This is a genomic window from Marinomonas transparens (assembly GCF_016463975.1).
Classification (GTDB): Bacteria; Pseudomonadota; Gammaproteobacteria; order Pseudomonadales; family Marinomonadaceae; genus Marinomonas; species Marinomonas transparens.
This window is the reverse complement of record NZ_JAEMNX010000023.1, coordinates 63,067-81,826: the sequence shown is the minus strand read 5'-3', so window position 1 is coordinate 81,826 and position 18,760 is coordinate 63,067. Positions and strand designations below refer to the sequence as shown.

General features: G+C 45.0%; 12 protein-coding genes. 2 read left to right on the top strand and 10 right to left on the bottom strand.

Going from position 1 to position 18,760, the window contains the following annotated elements; translation table 11 throughout:
- The 8 genes from I8J31_RS16900 to I8J31_RS16865 all read right to left on the bottom strand — a co-directional run.
- Nucleotides 1–5,439, bottom strand: a 5,439-nt coding sequence (locus I8J31_RS16900; RefSeq protein WP_199469760.1) for an Ig-like domain-containing protein, incomplete at its 3' end; no start/stop codon positions are given.
- 487 nt (nt 5,440–5,926) lie between these two features.
- Entirely contained in the window at nt 5,927–6,601 is a 675-nt protein-coding gene (locus I8J31_RS16895) for a tetratricopeptide repeat protein (protein ID WP_199469759.1), read from the bottom strand.
- Between the two features lie 279 nt (nt 6,602–6,880).
- Nucleotides 6,881–7,270, bottom strand: coding sequence for a hypothetical protein (locus I8J31_RS16890; RefSeq protein WP_199469758.1), 390 nt, complete (start codon nt 7,268–7,270; stop codon nt 6,881–6,883).
- 115 nt (nt 7,271–7,385) lie between these two features.
- Nucleotides 7,386–8,120: a response regulator transcription factor gene (locus I8J31_RS16885; RefSeq protein WP_199469757.1), complete on the bottom strand. Its 735-nt coding sequence runs from the start codon at nt 8,118–8,120 to the stop codon at nt 7,386–7,388.
- A gap of 26 nt (nt 8,121–8,146) precedes the next feature.
- Nucleotides 8,147–10,054 carry a sensor histidine kinase gene (locus I8J31_RS16880; protein WP_199469756.1) on the bottom strand — a complete coding sequence of 636 codons (1,908 nt, stop codon included), beginning with the start codon at nt 10,052–10,054 and terminating at the stop codon, nt 8,147–8,149.
- Nucleotides 10,055–10,453: 399 nt separating this feature from the next.
- Entirely contained in the window at nt 10,454–10,663 is a 210-nt protein-coding gene (locus tag I8J31_RS16875) for a cold-shock protein (RefSeq protein WP_012069364.1), read from the bottom strand.
- A gap of 250 nt (nt 10,664–10,913) precedes the next feature.
- Nucleotides 10,914–11,900: a DUF2339 domain-containing protein gene (locus I8J31_RS16870; RefSeq protein WP_199469755.1), complete on the bottom strand. Its 987-nt coding sequence runs from the start codon at nt 11,898–11,900 to the stop codon at nt 10,914–10,916.
- 87 nt (nt 11,901–11,987) lie between these two features.
- The gene (locus I8J31_RS16865) at nt 11,988–13,361 is read right to left on the bottom strand and encodes a DUF3422 family protein (protein WP_325101219.1); all 1,374 of its coding nucleotides are present in this window, start codon (nt 13,359–13,361) and stop codon (nt 11,988–11,990) included.
- Nucleotides 13,362–13,512: 151 nt separating this feature from the next.
- On the opposite strand from I8J31_RS16865, the gene I8J31_RS16860 reads away from it, so the two are divergent.
- Nucleotides 13,513–14,064, top strand: coding sequence for a hypothetical protein (locus I8J31_RS16860; RefSeq protein ID WP_199469754.1), 552 nt, complete (start codon nt 13,513–13,515; stop codon nt 14,062–14,064).
- Nucleotides 14,065–14,088: 24 nt separating this feature from the next.
- Here I8J31_RS16860 and I8J31_RS16855 read toward each other — a convergent pair whose 3' ends face one another.
- Entirely contained in the window at nt 14,089–14,613 is a 525-nt protein-coding gene (locus I8J31_RS16855; RefSeq protein ID WP_199469753.1) for a lipocalin family protein, read from the bottom strand.
- A 96-nt stretch (nt 14,614–14,709) separates the two neighbouring features.
- Here I8J31_RS16855 and I8J31_RS16850 point away from each other — a divergent pair, with 96 nt between their 5' ends.
- Nucleotides 14,710–16,191: a glycosyl hydrolase family 79 N-terminal domain-containing protein gene (locus I8J31_RS16850; RefSeq protein ID WP_199469752.1), complete on the top strand. Its 1,482-nt coding sequence runs from the start codon at nt 14,710–14,712 to the stop codon at nt 16,189–16,191.
- 80 nt (nt 16,192–16,271) lie between these two features.
- Here the strand turns inward: I8J31_RS16850 and I8J31_RS16845 are convergent, their stop codons facing one another.
- On the bottom strand, nt 16,272–18,449 hold the full coding sequence (locus tag I8J31_RS16845; RefSeq protein ID WP_199469751.1) for a condensation domain-containing protein: 2,178 nt from the start codon (nt 18,447–18,449) through the stop codon (nt 16,272–16,274).
- Between the last annotated feature and the right edge of the window lie 311 nt (nt 18,450–18,760).

Sequence of the window (18,760 nt, the reverse complement as noted above, 5' to 3'; positions counted from 1 at the left end):
GGTGGTGCTGTAATCCGTGCCGTTGATGGTCATGGTGACCACATCGCCAGCGGCGATATCGCCCCCTTCAGCGGAACCTGTGACGGAAACGGTACCAGCCGCCTCGTTCGCGTTGATCACGTCGTCTTCGGTGATCGCATTCACGTTCACGCTGCCCGCTTCGGCTGACAGATCGACCGTATGAGTAGAAGCACCGATGCTTTCTACAGTGTTGCCCGCGGCATCAGAAGAGGTCACCACCGCGTCGAACGCCGTGTCATTCGCAAGATCAGATCCCGCCACGTCAACAGACCAGGTGTTGTCGGCCTGCACGGTGGTGCTGTAATCCGTATCATTGATGGTCATGGTGACCACATCGCCGGCGGCGATGTCGCCCCCTGCGGCGGACCCCGTGACCGCAACGGTTTGACCGCTTTCTGCGGCGTTGATCACGTCATCCGGCGTGATCGCATTCACGTCCACGGTGCCTTCCTCTGCTGAGAGGTCAACCGTGTGAGTAGAAGAACCGAGGCTCTCTACGGTGTTGCCCGCTTCATCAGAAGACGTCACCACCGCATCGAACGCCGTGTCGGCCGCCAAGTCAGAACCCGCTATGTCAACAGACCAGGTGTTGTCGGCCTGCACGGTGGTGCTGTAATCCGTATCATTGATGGTCATGGTGACCAGATCGCCGGCGACAATGTCGCCTCCTTCGGCAGACCCTGTGACCGCAATGGTTTGACCACTTTCCGCGGCGTTGATCACGTCGTCTTCGGTGATCGCATTCACGCCCACGGTGCCTTCCTCTGCTGAGAGGTCAACCGTGTGAGTAGAAGCGCCGGTACTGATGACGGTATTGCCCGCGGCATCAGAAGAGGTCACCACCGCCTCGAACGCCGTGTCATTCGCAAGATCAGATCCCGCGACGTCAACAGACCAGGTGTTGTCGGCCTGCACGGTGGTGCTGTAATCCGTGCCGTTGATGGTCATGGTGACCAGATCGCCAGCGGCAATGTCGCCCCCTGCGGCGGAACCTGTGACGGAAATTGTGCCAGCCGCTTCGTTCGCGTTGATCACGTCGTCTTCGGTGATCGCATTCACGCCCACGGTGCCCGCTTCCGCTGAGAGATCGACCGTATGAGTAGAAGCACCGACGGTATCGACGGTATTGCCCGCTTCATCAGAAGAGGTCACCACTGCGTCGAACGCCGTGTCATTCGCAAGATCAGATCCCGCGACGTCAACAGACCAGGTGTTGTCGGCCTGCACGGTGGTGCTGTAATCCGTGCCGTTGATGGTCATGGTGACCAGATCGCCGGCGGCGATGTCGCCCCCTGCGGCGGACCCCGTGACCGCAACGGTTTGACCGCTTTCCGCGGCGTTGATCACGTCGTCTTCAGTGATCGCATTCACATTCACGTTGCCTGCTTCGGCTGACAGATCGACCGTATGAGTAGAAGCACCGACGGTATCGACGGTATTGCCCGCGGCATCAGAAGAGGTCACCACCGCGTCGAACGCCGTGTCATTCGCAAGATCAGATCCCGCCACGTCAACAGACCAGGTGTCGTCGGCCTGCACTGCGGTGCTGTAATCCGTGCCGTTGATGGTCATGGTGACCAGATCGCCAGCGGCAATGTCGCCCCCTGCGGCGGAACCTGTGACGGAAACGGTACCAGCCACCTCGTTCGCGTTGATCACGTCGTCTTCGGTGATCGCATTCACGTTCACGCTGCCCGCTTCGGCTGACAGATCGACCGTATGAGTAGAAGCACCGATGCTTTCTACGGTGTTGCCCGCGGCATCAGAAGACGTCACCACCGCGTCGAACGCCGTGTCATTCGCAAGATCAGATCCCGCCACGTCAACAGACCAGGTGTTGTCGGCCTGCACGGTGGTGCTGTAATCCGTGCCGTTGATGGTCATGGTGACCAGATCGCCGGCGGCGATGTCGCCCCCTGCGGCGGACCCCGTGACCGCAACGGTTTGACCGCTTTCCGCGGCGTTGATCACGTCGTCTTCAGTGATCGCATTCACATTCACGTTGCCTGCTTCGGCTGACAGATCGACCGTATGAGTAGAAGCACCGACGGTATCGACGGTATTGCCCGCGGCATCAGAAGAGGTCACCACCGCGTCGAACGCCGTGTCATTCGCAAGATCAGATCCCGCCACGTCAACAGACCAGGTGTTGTCGGCCTGCACGGTGGTGCTGTAATCCGTGCCGTTGATGGTCATGGTGACCAGATCGCCGGCGGCGATGTCGCCCCCTGCGGCGGACCCGGTGACCGCAATGGTTTGACCGCTTTCCGCGGCGTTGATCACGTCGTCTTCAGTGATCGCATTCACATTCACGTTGCCTGCTTCGGCTGACAGATCGACCGTATGAGTAGAAGCACCGACGGTATCGACGGTATTGCCCGCGGCATCAGAAGAGGTCACCACCGCGTCGAACGCCGTGTCATTCGCAAGATCAGATCCCGCCACGTCAACAGACCAGGTGTTGTCGGCCTGCACGGTGGTGCTGTAATCCGTGCCGTTGATGGTCATGGTGACCAGATCGCCGGCGGCGATGTCGCCCCCTGCGGCGGACCCGGTGACCGCAATGGTTTGACCGCTTTCCGCGGCGTTGATCACGTCGTCTTCAGTGATCGCATTCACATTCACGTTGCCTGCTTCGGCTGACAGATCGACCGTATGAGTAGAAGCACCGACGGTATCGACGGTATTGCCCGCGGCATCAGAAGAGGTCACCACCGCGTCGAACGCCGTGTCATTCGCAAGATCAGATCCCGCCACGTCAACAGACCAGGTGTTGTCGGCCTGCACGGTGGTGCTGTAATCCGTGCCGTTGATGGTCATGGTGACCAGATCGCCGGCGGCGATGTCGCCCCCTGCGGCGGACCCGGTGACCGCAATGGTTTGACCGCTTTCCGCGGCGTTGATCACGTCGTCTTCAGTGATCGCATTCACATTCACGTTGCCTGCTTCGGCTGACAGATCGACCGTATGAGTAGAAGCACCGACGGTATCGACGGTATTGCCCGCGGCATCAGAAGAGGTCACCACCGCGTCGAACGCCGTGTCATTCGCAAGATCAGATCCCGCCACGTCAACAGACCAGGTGTCGTCGGCCTGCACTGCGGTGCTGTAATCCGTGCCGTTGATGGTCATGGTGACCAGATCGCCAGCGGCAATGTCGCCCCCTGCGGCGGAACCTGTGACGGAAACGGTACCAGCCACCTCGTTCGCGTTGATCACGTCGTCTTCGGTGATCGCATTCACGTTCACGCTGCCCGCTTCGGCTGACAGATCGACCGTATGAGTAGAAGCACCGATGCTTTCTACGGTGTTGCCCGCGGCATCAGAAGACGTCACCACCGCGTCGAACGCCGTGTCATTCGCAAGATCAGATCCCGCCACGTCAACAGACCAGGTGTTGTCGGCCTGCACGGTGGTGCTGTAATCCGTGTCATTGATGGTCATGGTGACCACATCGCCGGCGGCGATGTCGCCCCCTGCGGCGGACCCCGTGACCGCAACGGTTTGACCGCTTTCTGCGGCGTTGATCACGTCATCCGGCGTGATCGCATTCACGTCCACGGTGCCTTCCTCTGCTGAGAGGTCAACCGTGTGAGTAGAAGAACCGAGGCTCTCTACGGTGTTGCCCGCTTCATCAGAAGACGTCACCACCGCATCGAACGCCGTGTCGGCCGCCAAGTCAGAACCCGCTATGTCAACAGACCAGGTGTTGTCGGCCTGCACGGTGGTGCTGTAATCCGTATCATTGATGGTCATGGTGACCAGATCGCCGGCGACAATGTCGCCTCCTTCGGCAGACCCTGTGACCGCAATGGTTTGACCACTTTCCGCGGCGTTGATCACGTCGTCTTCGGTGATCGCATTCACGCCCACGGTGCCTTCCTCTGCTGAGAGGTCAACCGTGTGAGTAGAAGCGCCGGTACTGATGACGGTATTGCCCGCGGCATCAGAAGAGGTCACCACCGCCTCGAACGCCGTGTCATTCGCAAGATCAGATCCCGCGACGTCAACAGACCAGGTGTTGTCGGCCTGCACGGTGGTGCTGTAATCCGTGCCGTTGATGGTCATGGTGACCAGATCGCCGGCGGCGATGTCGCCCCCTGCGGCGGACCCCGTGACCGCAACGGTTTGACCGCTTTCTGCGGCGTTGATCACGTCGTCTTCGGTGATCGCATTCACGCCCACGCTGCCCGCTTCGGCTGAGATGTCCGCACTTACGACGGTTTCACTCGCTTCTGTAGAGACATTGCCCGCGACATCCGATAAGGTCGCCGTGACGCTATCTTCTGGGTGAACTTCAATCGCAATGCCATTGGCAATTTGCTCTGCGTTTAACGTAACAAGGGTGTCTATTCCGTTTACGTTGTACGTCAAGGTGTCGCCGACGTCAGAATCCGTTACCGAGATCGTCGCAGTCACGGTGCCATCTACGCCCAGTTCAGCAGCATTATAAACGTCATCTGCACCAGCGCTTTCGAACGTAATACTTGGAGAATCCGCCCTGGTGTCCGCTTTCACATTAAAATCGGACGAGAACTCACTTTCATTACCCGCCACATCCGTCGTTTTGACCTTAAATTGATAACTACTGCCATGCTTCAGGTCGACAATGTATGTCCAGTTCTCGCCTATAACTACGGCGTCACCGATTTTTATTTCGCCACTATAAATAGCAACCGTCGATCCCGTCTCAACCGTACCAGACAACTCCAACGAAGTGTCGTCCGTGGTCTTCCCTGTCTCTAACGTACCCGTCACGCTACCCACATTGTCAGTGACCAAGAACGTTGGGGTCTTCGGCACATCAACCACCCTCACAATGAAATCAGGTGTGTCGGCTTCATTGCCCGCCGAATCCATCGCTTTGGCCGTAAGGTTATAGGTCATGCCATTAGCCAGTTCAGCATCATATGTCCATGCTATACCCTCAACCGTAGCCTCCCCCATCTTAGTGGCGCCATTGTAAATAAATACCTTCGAACCCGGCTCAACAAAACCCGACAGCTCCAAGCTCGTGTCGTCCGTAATTTCACCAGAACTTACTGGGCCCGTCGCCTCACCTACATCATCAGTGACCGCCTCCAGAGTTATAAGAAAAGGCGCCACCGTATCCAATGTCACTTTAAATCCAGATGACTCTCCTACTACGTTGCCCGCTGCATCTGTCGCTTTGGCAATAAATTGATACTCCTTATCGCCTTCATTCAGTTCCGCAGGGTATGTCCAGTTCGCACCCGTCACCGTAGCATCACCCAAAAACTCGCCAGTACTAGCCTTGTATATTTTGACCGTTGAGCCCGCCTCTGTGGTTCCCGATAACAGCAAGCTCTTGTCGTCCGTCTGAACATCAGACGTAAATGAGCCTTGTTTACTGCCCACATCGTCAATTACCGAGTCTATTGTTATAGTATCAGCCATAATCTTTTACCTCTATTTTCCTCCCTCTGCGCAATATAAAGTCAAAGGTGAGTATTAAATAATGAATTGGAAATCAGTCGTGCATGTCACATAAACTAGGTAAGATGAGTTTGCTACTGTTCCGCAAATATGTAGGACCCTATATGAGCCCTTGCTCAACTTGAATAATAAAAACGTACTTTGGCAACAGGGGCGTTAACTCGCTTTTCAGCGTCACTGAATCAACACCGACAGCCTCAAAGAACTGCCTCATCAAAACCGCCATTGGTTTTAAACTCAAAAAACTAGAAAAATAAAATCACGAAAAAAACCATGAAATTACAAAAAACAATAATTTGTTACACTTTATTCGCTAAAATCATTGATTGTCAGTCTCAACCCTCTCAAACCTCTCTATAAATAAAGAAATTTGACCATCTAGTCTGAATATTTCATCAACACCGTCAAAAAGAACAAATAACTCTTCGCCTCGTATTTAGAAGAAGGCTTAACCAAAACTCCGCAACAGCGAACCATACTCTTCAAGCACCACCCACCAACACAATCGCAAACGCTGCAAACGGTTCTCATAACTTTTCCATAGCACCTGTGGTGCGCTACCCTGCTGGGTTGTCAAAAGAATGGCGGCGTCTTCCAACGCCGATGGAACAGCAGGCAACACATCACTTCGTGCCGCTTTTTTATCGTACAAGCCGATCAACAATTGAATACGATTTAACTTAACTGCCATGCGTTGAGGTTGAATAACCAAAGAACGCTCAAATAATGCCAAAGCTCGTTCCGATTCACCTTGCGCCATATGACACCACCCTAAACGCGCCAACGCTAAGTCATGTTCTGGCACTTGCTCAATAACCCTCTCTAATAAAATACAAGCCCGATCAAGCTGCTGGCGCACTATATAGACCGCCGCTAAATCACATAAGGCATCGTTATCCAAAGCATCCTGCTGTACTTCAAGCGAAGCTAAACTTTTAGAAAGCTTCTCAAACTCACCTAAATGAGCATAAGCCAATGCCAACAACACCTTTACTGGCAATACCTTTAATGACAGCCCCTTCACTGAAAAGCTCTCGGTTAATAACGCCAAGCACTTAATTTTCAATTCGTTAAACTGCTGGTCCGCCACCAAACAACGCAATCTCACAATGTTCTCAGACATAAGTTTCACCTCATAAATAACAAGCCGACGCTTTAGTGCATCTTGAATAATTAAGACCTTTGCCAAGCTATTTTTTGCTGGTGCAAAACCCATAAATGTAACCGCTTTCATAATCATGCAAATTTTCAGCGCTAGACATAGTCTTTACCCCTAATCTCAATACAAAAAATCAAGTAACGAATAAAACTAGCTACCTTAAGTAGATACTCAAACTAGATAAGATGAGTTTTCCATACTATGTAAGCTATCGTGAACCCAGTGATCTCATCATCGATCTACTCATGCTGCACTGCCTGTTGAATTAAATAAAAAGACCTCATCAGTCGATATATTAAGCAATTCGTCGACACTATTCGGGAATGAGGTATTCAGAAGAGAGAAGATCAATGTATCGCTATAATTAGGCACCGATACATCGCTTATGTAGCTTTTTCTGTTATTTGTTTGCGTGTTTTCGAACTTGGCTTGAGTTTTAACACTATCTTCTAAATTGAGGTGGGTCGATTTGAGCTGTGTTACGACAACAAGACCCTGCCCAATCTGAATAGTATGGGCGTGATTATTCCTTAGATTCGTCAAGCTGCTCTTCATTCTCAAGGGTTCAGCGCGAACCCTTCCTATGAACAACACAAAATCCAATAGCTCGGCTAATTTTTTATTGAAAAACATCCGAATCCTCCTAACAAAGAGCGACGTATAACTACAAAGTCATACATATTATCTTTGCTAGAAAAATAGAATGTCAGTCTCAATCCTCTCAAGACTCTCAATAAATCAAAAAAAATTAATCATTTGACCTAAAAACTAGGCCTTTTCCAAATAAAGTACGAATAGGCAACTTAATTTCTTTTGATCGTAGCTTGATACGGAGGCGACTTAAAAGTACATCTATCCGATGAACATCAACCTCATCAACGTGACCAAATAAGATCTGATGCAGATCCAACTTACTGATCACCTGATCAACTGAACTCATCAGCTCTCTAAGCAATATATATTCTTGCGGAGACAATGATATTGATGCACCATCAAAGGTTACTAATTTACAATCATCGCCTAGTCGCCAATCAATACCAATACCTTCAGTCGGTATATTTTTTTCTATTATCTCACCACTATGCTCTATATCGGCACTCGCCTTACCATCACAAATCCTATGCCAGAGTGTGTCAATCTTTTCAGTTAGTACAGAAAAATTTATCGGCTTTATTAGATATAAATCAGCTCCACTCTGTAAGCCATTTAATTTATCTTTCTGCGCACCCCTTGCCGTAATTATAATTAAACCATACTCTTTGAACTCATTAAGATGTTTTACAACACCAAATCCATCCTCTCCGGGCAGTCCAATATCAACTAATACAATATCTGTTGATTCTGTATGTAATTGTCGCCAAAAAAGCTCAGCACTACTACAACACCACACAGGATAACCATTTTCACGTAAAAAAAATGAAAGATCATCTCGTAAATCATCATTGTCTTCAACAATAGCAATATTTGGTTTTCTATATATCAAAATAAGAACCTCGATTAAATACCAAGTCAATCTAATTTTTTTGGTATTCTAAATTCAAAACAACATCCTTGATCTGAATTACCGAGCAACCTAACATCCCCGTCATGCCCTAACATTATTTGCTTGCAAACATAAAGTCCAAAACCCACTCCAGGTTTGCTTGCACTATCTCCTCGCGTTACTTTTCTATATTTTTCAAAAATTTCATTTTCCATACCTTTATCGATACCATCCCCATGATCTATCACATTAATAAAATATGAATTGTCATATTCATAAACCTCTACATTTACATCACCTTCCTCCATATATTTCAATGCATTATCAAACACATTCGAAAGAGCAATTTGTAACATAGCATCATCAGCTTTAATTAAAAGCTCTGGTAACTCTAACAAACTCACTTCCATACCATTAAAACTAACATTCATATTATGGTGATCTGAGAAATTCACGACCCTTGTTGCTGATAAAAGTATCTCGGATAGGTTTGCCGTTTTAAAAGACATAGTGAGTGATGCTGATGACACTCTATCATCAGCTAAACAGTTATCTGTTAGTTGTATCAACCTTGCATTCGCACGTTCAATACGCTCATACCTTTTAGTCACTTGAGCATCAAGATTAGACAAAGACTTTAGGTTTGTTATGGCTCCAGAAATAATCGAAAGCGAGGTACGAAACTCATGCGAAATCATGCTCACTAATTGCCTTTGGTTAAACCGAGTTTCCCTTTCTACATTCAACTCTCTTACCAACCCCCTCCTCTCAATATTAAATATCCTTTCTTTATATATTTTAATTATTGCCCCTGCCATAACAGCAATAACGCTAATAGAAACCACAACCTGCCAAAAACTATCTCTTTGTCCAGGATATACATCAAAGCCATTTAAAACAGATATTCTAAGAAACAATATCGACATTATGGCCATAACCCCTAACCCAACCAAAAAATAAAGAACACTAAAATCAAACTTGAAAAGGCTATAAAAATAACAAACCAAAATTAAATAACTTCCAAAGAAAAACAAAACCAAAACAAACCTAATAGAAAAAAAATACATATCAAAAAAAATAAGAGCTGATTGAGAAAATATAAGAAATGACAAAACCAATATCACCCTATATATTTTATCAAATCTTTCCCGCAAACCTAACATTTCAGAAAAAGCTAATAACGCAACACTAAACACAGAAATAAATAATATAGATGTCAAATAATGCTGTATATGGAAAGGGCTTTTTCCAAAAAACCACTCATAATAACCATGCATACAAAAAAGATTTAAATACACAACATAAGCAGAAAAAGAAACCCAAAAAATACGTTTTCTCAGCACTAAAGCCAGCACCAATAGAACAACAGCAGCAAAAGAAAAAAGGCCAAAGAAAAAATTCCAAAAAGAATTCTCTTTTAAGGAAGAAACAATAAATTCTTTTTCCTCCCAAACTTTCACATCTAAAAGCATCGAACTCGACGTAGATACTTTAATTACTATTGAATAACCTTTTAATGTCTTAGGTAATATAAAAATAGGTGCTCTATAATCTACATCCCATTTCCCACTACCATTTAGATCTCCTGCGGAACGATTCATCCACGGGCGAACACCATCATTTGGTTTGTAGTAGAACTCTACTTTGTCTAAGAAAATAGGCAATATTTCAAACCAGTACTCATCACCTACAAAAGCTTTATGATCTACGTTGGCTTTTATCCAGAATGTAGACTTGGTATAGCCTTTTGATAAAGCTTTATTAGATTTAATGAGATGTTTTTTAGGGACATTCAAAAACTGCTCTAGAGTTAAAGAGCCTGTTTTATCCTCATAATAAAAATAAGGAATGTCCTCACCTATACTCAAGGCTTTCGCATGTAACAAAAATGGTATAAGGAATCCTAATACCACCAATTGTCTAATAAGTTTCACAAAGCCACCCAAAGCGTAAAAATGCGTATATTAACGTAATGTAATGTAATGTGCAGCGTCATTAACCGAGTGAAACGTGAATGATATGTAATTTTTTGATAACACCTTATGGCCTTACTTGAGAAAAACTTGAAACGGCTCCTACAACGAGAGAAAGACGCCTTCTCTACCTTCTAAAATATCTGGAGCCCAAGGGTTTACCCCTCACTCCCTTCGGAACTTCTTTTGCTATCTTCTGGCTAGGGAAATTATTCACCCCTATGAAATGAAAATACTAGACGGGACTATACTTTACTCGTGACACGGATGGCCTCGATACGGGAAAAAGCTAAACCTTCAAAACAAAGAAAGGGTAAGTTCCGAAGAACTTACCCTTTCTTAAATATTCTTAGTAACTAATTAAAGTACTGTAATATTCTCTGCTTGAGGACCTTTTTGACCAGCAGTAACAACGAACTCTACTTGTTGGCCTTCGGCCAAGGTTTTGAATCCTGAGCTAGCAATAGCACTGAAATGTGCGAACACATCTGGACCAGATTCTTGTTCAATGAAACCAAAACCTTTAATTTCGTTGAACCACTTAACGGTTCCTTTCACTGTATTAGACATAAATAATCTCCTGAGTTTAATGAATAGCCTTCAATAGGCTGAATGTGCAAAAAATAGGCTGGTACTTAGAAACTTCAGGACGAGGATTTTATGAATAAAACAACGTATTTCAGAGTTAATAATTATAGACTTCTTTCTAGCTTGAAGTGCCATACTATAGAGATAAAAAACGAATAGATAGCTTTATTTCGGCAGCATGCTCCCCCTAAAATATGAATACCATAAAGCCGTCGATTTAATCCGCTTTCATTTATGGGATTTTTTGCTGTATTAGATCAGGTAGCCTAGTCAAAATCAGTGCCCTTACTCTATGCCAATAAGCAGACAATAATAGCAGAGCGCCGCCGACAACCACTCCGGTTGCCGCAAAGCTGTAACCAACACCACCATAATTCTCAATCAAACTAGATAAGGCATACACCACATAAACCAACGACGACACCATAAAGACACGACGGTCGATAGCGATAGAAACACCAGTCATCAATACATATAAAGCAACAATGGCCAGCATATTGCCCAAGCTTTCATTACCTTCTAATACCCCCAAACTAGAAAAAACAGGATGAATAATCAAAGGAGCAGACAACAAGTGCAACCAAAACGCCACATCTGATTTATAAGAGGTACGCTTCGTATCCGATGAATCCCAATACATGGCAAACGTAAAGGCCACAATACCGCCTAAAAAAGCCAACAGAAGCAAAATATTTTTACTCTCGGGGAAAGCGTTAGTGATAACCGTTACAGCCAACCCTAACGCAGCAGCAGTACCTACCGCAACAGTAATAGGCACTCTAAAACGTCGCCAATGTAATATAGCAGCAAGAGTCGAGACCGCCGTGGCAAAGGTAAAAACCACGTCATCCGGGTTAGGGCTCAAAGAAATAACCACCAGAAAGACACTGCCAACAAAGGCTAATAGCAAAGCAATAGCAGGCAACGCCATTTTACGCTTGCGCACAAAGAACTCCGCCAAGACCCAAGACAACATCGCAAATACTGCCAACCCTAAACTGTCATATACAGCCTGAAACACCCAAAAAGCAGAAACAAGCAGTAAGCCGCAAGCAATTACAACAAAAATGTCGTTAAAACCTCCCACCAACTTAAAGTTTTCTTCATCTACCGATGGAGAGCCATTTAAACCTGCTATTAAACGTCTAAACTCGACAACGGACGATTTGGTAAAAATCCCTTTCTCAATTGCCGTATTTAAGTCTTCGTCTGTATACATGCCAACCCCTAACTAATCGTGTTTGTGTAATATGCTATAAACCACTTTCATTTAATAAAGGCTAAAATCGAGAATAACCGAACACTACTACTTGAGTTCTGACTCAGGCATTTCTTTCCTTGCCAACAACAGAAAACGCTTATGGATCTGTCGTGTTGCCAACCAAACACCGCCTACTACAAACGGAACGGAAAGGCCAATCACTAGGGTTTTATCAAATTGAACCCCCTTGTCGTACACAGCTTCAATGATAAATTTCAATAAGCCAACAGAGTAATAACTAATGGCGGCCACGGACAAACCCTCGACCGTATGTTGCATCGCCAGTTGAATCTTCGAGCGTTTGTCCATAGAGGCGAGTAAGGCTTGATTTTGTGACTGAATCGACATTTCTACTCGAGTACGCATCATGTCAGATACTCGGTCGATACGCATTGAAAGGCTTTCTAAATGCTCGCCTGTTGCCCTACAGGTTTGCACGGCTGGGGTCAGACGGCGAGTAATGAATTCGGTAAGAGTAAGGTGTCCAGAAACCTCATCTTCTTTCAGCTCACCTAACAGCTTTAAGACAAGGCCGTGATAAGCCTTAGTGGCACTAAATCGAAAGGTTGTTTTGGCCCGCGTTGCCTCAACCCACGCAGCCATGTCAATTAACTCACCTAATAACGCTTGCTCATCAAGGACTTCATTCGGGTCTGATAAACACGCTGTTGTGGCCGCCAACCTATCATCCATATGAACCAGTTGAGCACTGTATTTACGCGCCATGGGCAAAGCAAGTAAGGCCAATAAGCGATAGTTTTCTATCTCTATAATACGCTGCACCATACGGCCAAGCTGACTATCACTCATATTCTTGTTGTAAATTAAAAAGCGCCCAAAATCATCACTGTGCAAGCAAAAGCTGGTCCATACTTGAGCATCGCCATTTTGTGGTCGACTTCCCACCAAACGCATATCTTCAAAGTAGACTTTCGCAGCCACAAGGTCTGGCTCTGGCTGCGTACGTGCATCTTCAACAGCTATATGAAAACCCGCAATCACAGTACCGGGAATCTTTTCCAGCCACTGCTGAGGTAAAAGCGACAAGGCATTTTGCTCGAATGGACTGTTACTAGAATCAAAGTGAGTGCTAATAATGGTGTAAGCGGTGAACTCAAGATGCTTATCTCGCCGTACCCTAAAAGTACCAAAATCTACCTCATAAAAACCACCATCCTCTAGGGGGGCAGACATATTAGAATGCAGATAAAGCTGGCAAAAGTGCTCGAAGTCTTGGATTTTTTGCTCTGAACTGGTCATCACCGCAAGATAGCTCACCCGTGCTGGACTGACTAAAACTTGAAAAGGACGGGAATGAAGTTCCGCATACAACGCATTCCTAGAGGCATGCATCGTTAGCCCATAAGTATTATTTATCTGATTCACTGGGTTATCCGCTAATATTTTTATAATAGACAACTAAAAAACGCTTCACCATTAGGTTGGGTAAGCAGGTCATTTACCTTTGAGCTGATAATACCAGCTAGCTGTTGGAATATTATATCAACTGAAAGTACAATACTTGCGAAAGATGCGAACAAATTTCTATTTGAAACAGGCTGTAAATTGAATGATGAAGTGTGTTCTTAAATCCACCCTGCTTTTATTCAGCTGTGCGACCGTCAACGTGGTACATGCTGTTGACCTAATTGAATTTGGCAAAAACTGCTTAATAGAAGAAAAAAGCTTAAACGCAGAAAAAAACCGACTAGACAACTACCAACAAGAACAAGATTTAACGACAGTTCAGCAAAATCAAATCGCCAATACACTAAAAACCTACAAAGATGAAAGAGAACAGCTAGAAATAGCCATCACCGACTGCCATGGTAGCGTAGACCCAAACAGCGCCTCTTGCCACAAGATACGTAATCGCTATAACCAATTGATTTATTTAGAGGATAAAGTTCAAAGTGATGCGGATCGACTTACTCTTGATAACCCCAACGTTAATAGTGACCATGAATATGATAAGGCCGTCTACCAGCAAAAGCTCAGCCGCTTTGTTGCGGCTTGCCAAGACTCCAACACTCACTATGCTTTGATCAACAGCACAGAAGCTTATGAAGAAGTATGCTTAAACGAAAAAAACAGACAAACGGTCACCTGCTCTCTTTTTTAGCAGGCTGTCTTAAAACAGTCTGACCTAAGGTAGGTAGTAGGTATGCTGAACATAAACCAGTTTATCCATCTGGAATCCCAGCTGCCGCACTTTAGTTAATAAACGTCGTTTCACCGCCTTAGGCATGGTTGGCGTTCGAGATAAAAGCCAAAAAAATTCTCGACTAGGCCCTGATAGCATGGCGTATTGAGGGTCTTTTTTATCCAATTCAAGAATAACGTAAGCACCATAAAAAGGACCAAAGAAAGACACTTTCAAATGTCCGACATCGGAAGAGTTCACAAAATTGGCTCTGCCCTTGGCCTCTCGCCAATTTCTATCCTCACTGGAATACCCCCGATTCACCACATCTATGCCACCATCCTCCCCTATAGAATACGTCGCTGTAACATTCGATAAGCCTTCTTCGAACGCGTGATCCTGTCGAACCATTTCGTACCACGTACCTAAATAGGGCTCTAGCTGCATCTGAATAACAGAATCTATATTCTTCGAATTGCTAGTACAGCCAAGCAAAAGAGCCGACATGATCCAAATCCAATATTTCATACCGACGCCCCTCTCGTTAGTTTAAGCAAATGGATTCACATAGGTGTCACATTCTTACGTCAGTCTATTAAAACCTTTCACTCGGGAATAAACATCTTGTTTCGTAATCGAATCGCACGTCCATGGCATCATAGAAGAAATCTAAAACGGCAGAATAAAGCTGTTTCTGTAAGTCTTAACAGTATGACGCCAATCACTAAGGTTAATGCAAGATTTTTATCTTTTTCTATCGACATATCGGTATTGGCGGGTGGGTTCTGGTGGGAAGACAGTAAAAGCACACAACGAGGACTAGGTACTCAACGAGTCGATCCGTTGGATTTGAACCAACCCAAGCTCGACTTACTTATACAAGCATTAGGACCAGCCTATATACGTGTGGGTGGGTCAGAAGCCGATAAAGTGCATTATTTTACCAGCCCAAAAAAAGCACCTGCGGAATCTTCCAATGCCTTAGTGCTAACCCAAGAAATGTGGCACAACTTGCACGACTTCTGTCAGCGCAACAAGCTAGCCCTCACCTTCACCATGAAATACGGCCTTTTTGAGCGCAGTAAACAAGGTGCATGGCAATCAAACGAAGTAGAAAGATTGCTCCAATACAGCCATGAACACGACCAACATATCGACACATTCGAGCTCGGCAACGAACTTAATGCCTACTGGGCGTTCCATGGCTTTACCTCACAACCCAGTGCAAAAAACCTCGCCAAAGATTACGACACCTTTATTCGCTGCGTTCGACGACATAACCCAAACGCTAAAATAGCTGGCCCCGGCAGTGCTTTTTGGCCAAGAATTGGCGAAGCCATCAAACCACTCAGCAATATCACGTCTACATTTCTAGAAAATCTAGAAGAGAAAATTGATGTCGTTGGTTGGCACTATTACCCTTTTCAAAGCAGTCGCTCCCCTGTCAAAACTCGCGCAGCAACGGTCGATAACATCCTCTCGCCCAATTCCCTTAAAGACTATGAAAAATATTCCAATCAACTCAAGGCATGGCGTGATCAACACCAACCAGATGCCGAGCTTTGGACAGGGGAAACAGGTTCAGCACAGTGTGGTGGACAAGCGAAATTATCTGACCGTTTTGTTTCCTGCTTTTGGTGGGCAGACCAACTAGGACGAGGCGCAAGAATCGGCCAGAAAGTCATGGTCAGACAAAGCCTTATTGGTGGTGATTATGCCCTAATAAATCGCAAAACCTTGAAACCTAATCCAGATTATTGGGTAAGTTGGCTATGGGGAAAACTCATGGGAGAAGAGGTCTTCGACATACAAAGCAATGATCCATTTGTACAAGTTTACTGCCACAGCGCGAAAAAAGAAGGTAAATGCACCCTACTCATCATCAACATGTCTGCTAATCCAAAAATTATGCACTGTCATGGCTTTGGGTCTAAAAAAAGACGCTTCGAAATCACCGCCGATTCCTTAACGTCTAAGAAAATCCGTATTAATGGTGTGAAGCCTAAATTCAAGCAAGGACAAGTTACCTTAAAAGACTTTCCAAAGCTGTCCAAGCTCAATCTCGTCAGCCCTTACAGCATAAACTTCTGGTGTTTTAGTGTGTAAAGGTCGACAACGATCTGTACCACCAATATTGATGATACAGATTACAGTACATTAACATTTCACAATACGACTTCAGTCAATCATAACTGAATTTGTTTGAGTGGTTTCTTACAATCCCCCTCTGTGTCAAACATAGCTAATACTGTGTTTATTTTTGCAAAGATGCTTTCTACCTGTCCTTGGGAATAACGTTCTTGCTGATACGTTGTCACTAGGCGTAAAGCGTGTTGTCCGTCAGCTGAAACATTATCCATAATTTCAAAGTGCAGACCAAACATTGAATCATTTTTCTCTGGTGGGATCTGTTGATAATGAATACTCCCCTCGGAGGTCTGTAATTCACCATTTAGCGCATTATTTGAATGTATGTGTATATAAACATCAAATAACAAGCCATCATCAGCTGCCATGCCAAGCTCTTTTTGAATCAAATTAATTGGAATATCAGCATATTGCATCGATTCATTAATTTTGTAGGTAATATCCTGAAGAAGACTATCAACAGAGTCATCGGTATCAAATTGCACTCGATGCGCCACCATAGTGGTGAAATACCCAACCGTATCAAAAAAGTCGGCTTCTGTTCGTCCAGAAGCAGAGGTTCCTATGACAATTTCATCTAAATTACCTTGTTTATGAAGTGACAGCGTAATTGCAGTATACAAAACACTAAAAATAGACGACCCATGCAACCTTGCAAAAGCAGACAGCTTTTTAAATGCATCATTTCCAAGATCTAGCTCCATCCATTGAGCCTTGGTTGATATCTCATTAGAGGCGTCAGATTGATTGCCAGAATCAGACAGAGCCAATCCTCTTGTGGCGCCACGTAGCATATTGATCCAATAGTCAACATGCTGACGATTCAGTCCCTGTTTTTCCTGTAGAAAAGCAAAATCATTAATATTGCGCGCAGGTAAATTCCAGCTTGGTACGCTATGGCTCGCCCGCGCCATATAAGCATGGGATAGATCCGCCATAATGGTATTTAATGACCACTCATCAATTACCATATGATGAATTAAAAGCGATAACACTTGTGGTTCATCAGGTAGGTTATGAATAAAACGGATTCTTAATGGGAGTTCACATGTAAGGTCAAACTGATAAGAAGCTTCATCAGAAAGCGTCACACCTTCACTTTCGCTACTATCCCAAAACCATTTGTACTGATTCAGCTCCGAAACGGGAATAATGCATTGGCTAGTCACACCATTTGAAGATTGAAACCTTGTACGCAGTCCCGCATGACGTACTAAAACATCGGTAAACGCCTTTAACAATATTGTTTCATCTACCTTGTCGAAGAATTTTATGGCAAATGGCAAGTTATAAATCGGACTAAATTCGTAGGCGGAATAAGCCTGCCAAAGAAAGTCTTGCGCAAATGTAAGGGGAGCAGAGCCTTCAGGCAGTAAAAATTCAGAAGCGTCTTGCTGATTGTCTTGGCCATTAGCCGTTGCATAGTCCGCAAGCACCATCGCTGAAGGTGACTTAAAGAAATCATTGAAACTCACCTCGATCCCATGGGATTGCATAAGATTTCCAATGATACGTGTAGCTAATAGCGAATGACCACCATAATCAAAAAAGTCATCTTCCAAAGCCATGTCTGGCTCTACTAACGCGGTTCGGAATTCATCGAGAATGATATTCGCTATCTGCGACTTCGTTAACCTCAATTGAGTTGATTCATTCGGTTGTTGTATTCCACTTACCAACCCTACTGGTGACTGATCAATTTCTGTTAGGTTAAGCACCTGCCCATCTTTTGAAAGCTGGTAGTAATTGTTTTGTATTAAAGTTATCAGGTCTTCTAACTGATAGCTCTGATCCAGAATCGGATGTAAATCGAGAGCGAGAGTAACCCCATACTCAGTTTGTATGATAAATGAATTAAATGGAGGATTAACAGCAGCATCCCACGGGATATCTTTTAGTTTAGATAGATAATTAGAAACTTCATCAGCTTCTAATGTTAATAAATTTAAGCAAGCTTCATACTTTTCAGCTTTGTATTTCATTAAATCACCATCATCACTGAAATTATATCTAACATTTAAATCAGGAATTTCTTCGATTAGGTTATGAATCACTTTGCTCAACAACGGAAGGTTAGCATCATTACTTAATTCCCAAGCACTAATATTCCGAGATACCTGTTCAGGTTGCTGTAACTGCAACATCCAAATGTTTTCTTCATACTCGCTGACTGGTAATGAAGGTGTTACGTTAGAAATAGAAGCCTGTGTCAACATAATACGTCCTGTTTAATGAGTGATAAAAGCCAGTAAAGCCATAATTCTTGAGTACTTCCTAAAAGTCGTTAGCTTGTAAAAGATACAACTTCAGCTACCTACGGCCTCTAATTTTTCAATGTATTTTAGGGGCTCAACGAATGTTTACACTCCTATTGAACCAAAGCATCAATTCAACAATAAATAGATGTTGATTATCATTCTCATTATCGTTACGATAAATGCCGTTGTCAAGCACAGTGTACTCGCACGGCAAAAAGTCAATGTGGTAATTTCTTTCTTAAAGCCCCCTATTACCAAAGGACTGAAAA

Bases quoted from the DNA above. Each gene is read 5' to 3' on its own strand.
- I8J31_RS16895 (WP_199469759.1), bottom strand. From the start codon at position 6,601: ATGTCTGAGAACATTGTGAGATTGCGTTGTTTGGTGGCGGACCAGCAG.
- I8J31_RS16890 (WP_199469758.1), bottom strand. From the start codon at position 7,270: ATGTTTTTCAATAAAAAATTAGCCGAGCTATTGGATTTTGTGTTGTTC.
- I8J31_RS16875 (WP_012069364.1), bottom strand. From the start codon at position 10,663: ATGTCTAATACAGTGAAAGGAACCGTTAAGTGGTTCAACGAAATTAAA.
- I8J31_RS16870 (WP_199469755.1), bottom strand. From the start codon at position 11,900: ATGTATACAGACGAAGACTTAAATACGGCAATTGAGAAAGGGATTTTT.
- I8J31_RS16860 (WP_199469754.1), top strand. From the start codon at position 13,513: ATGATGAAGTGTGTTCTTAAATCCACCCTGCTTTTATTCAGCTGTGCG.
- I8J31_RS16855 (WP_199469753.1), bottom strand. From the start codon at position 14,613: ATGAAATATTGGATTTGGATCATGTCGGCTCTTTTGCTTGGCTGTACT.
- I8J31_RS16845 (WP_199469751.1), bottom strand. From the start codon at position 18,449: ATGTTGACACAGGCTTCTATTTCTAACGTAACACCTTCATTACCAGTC.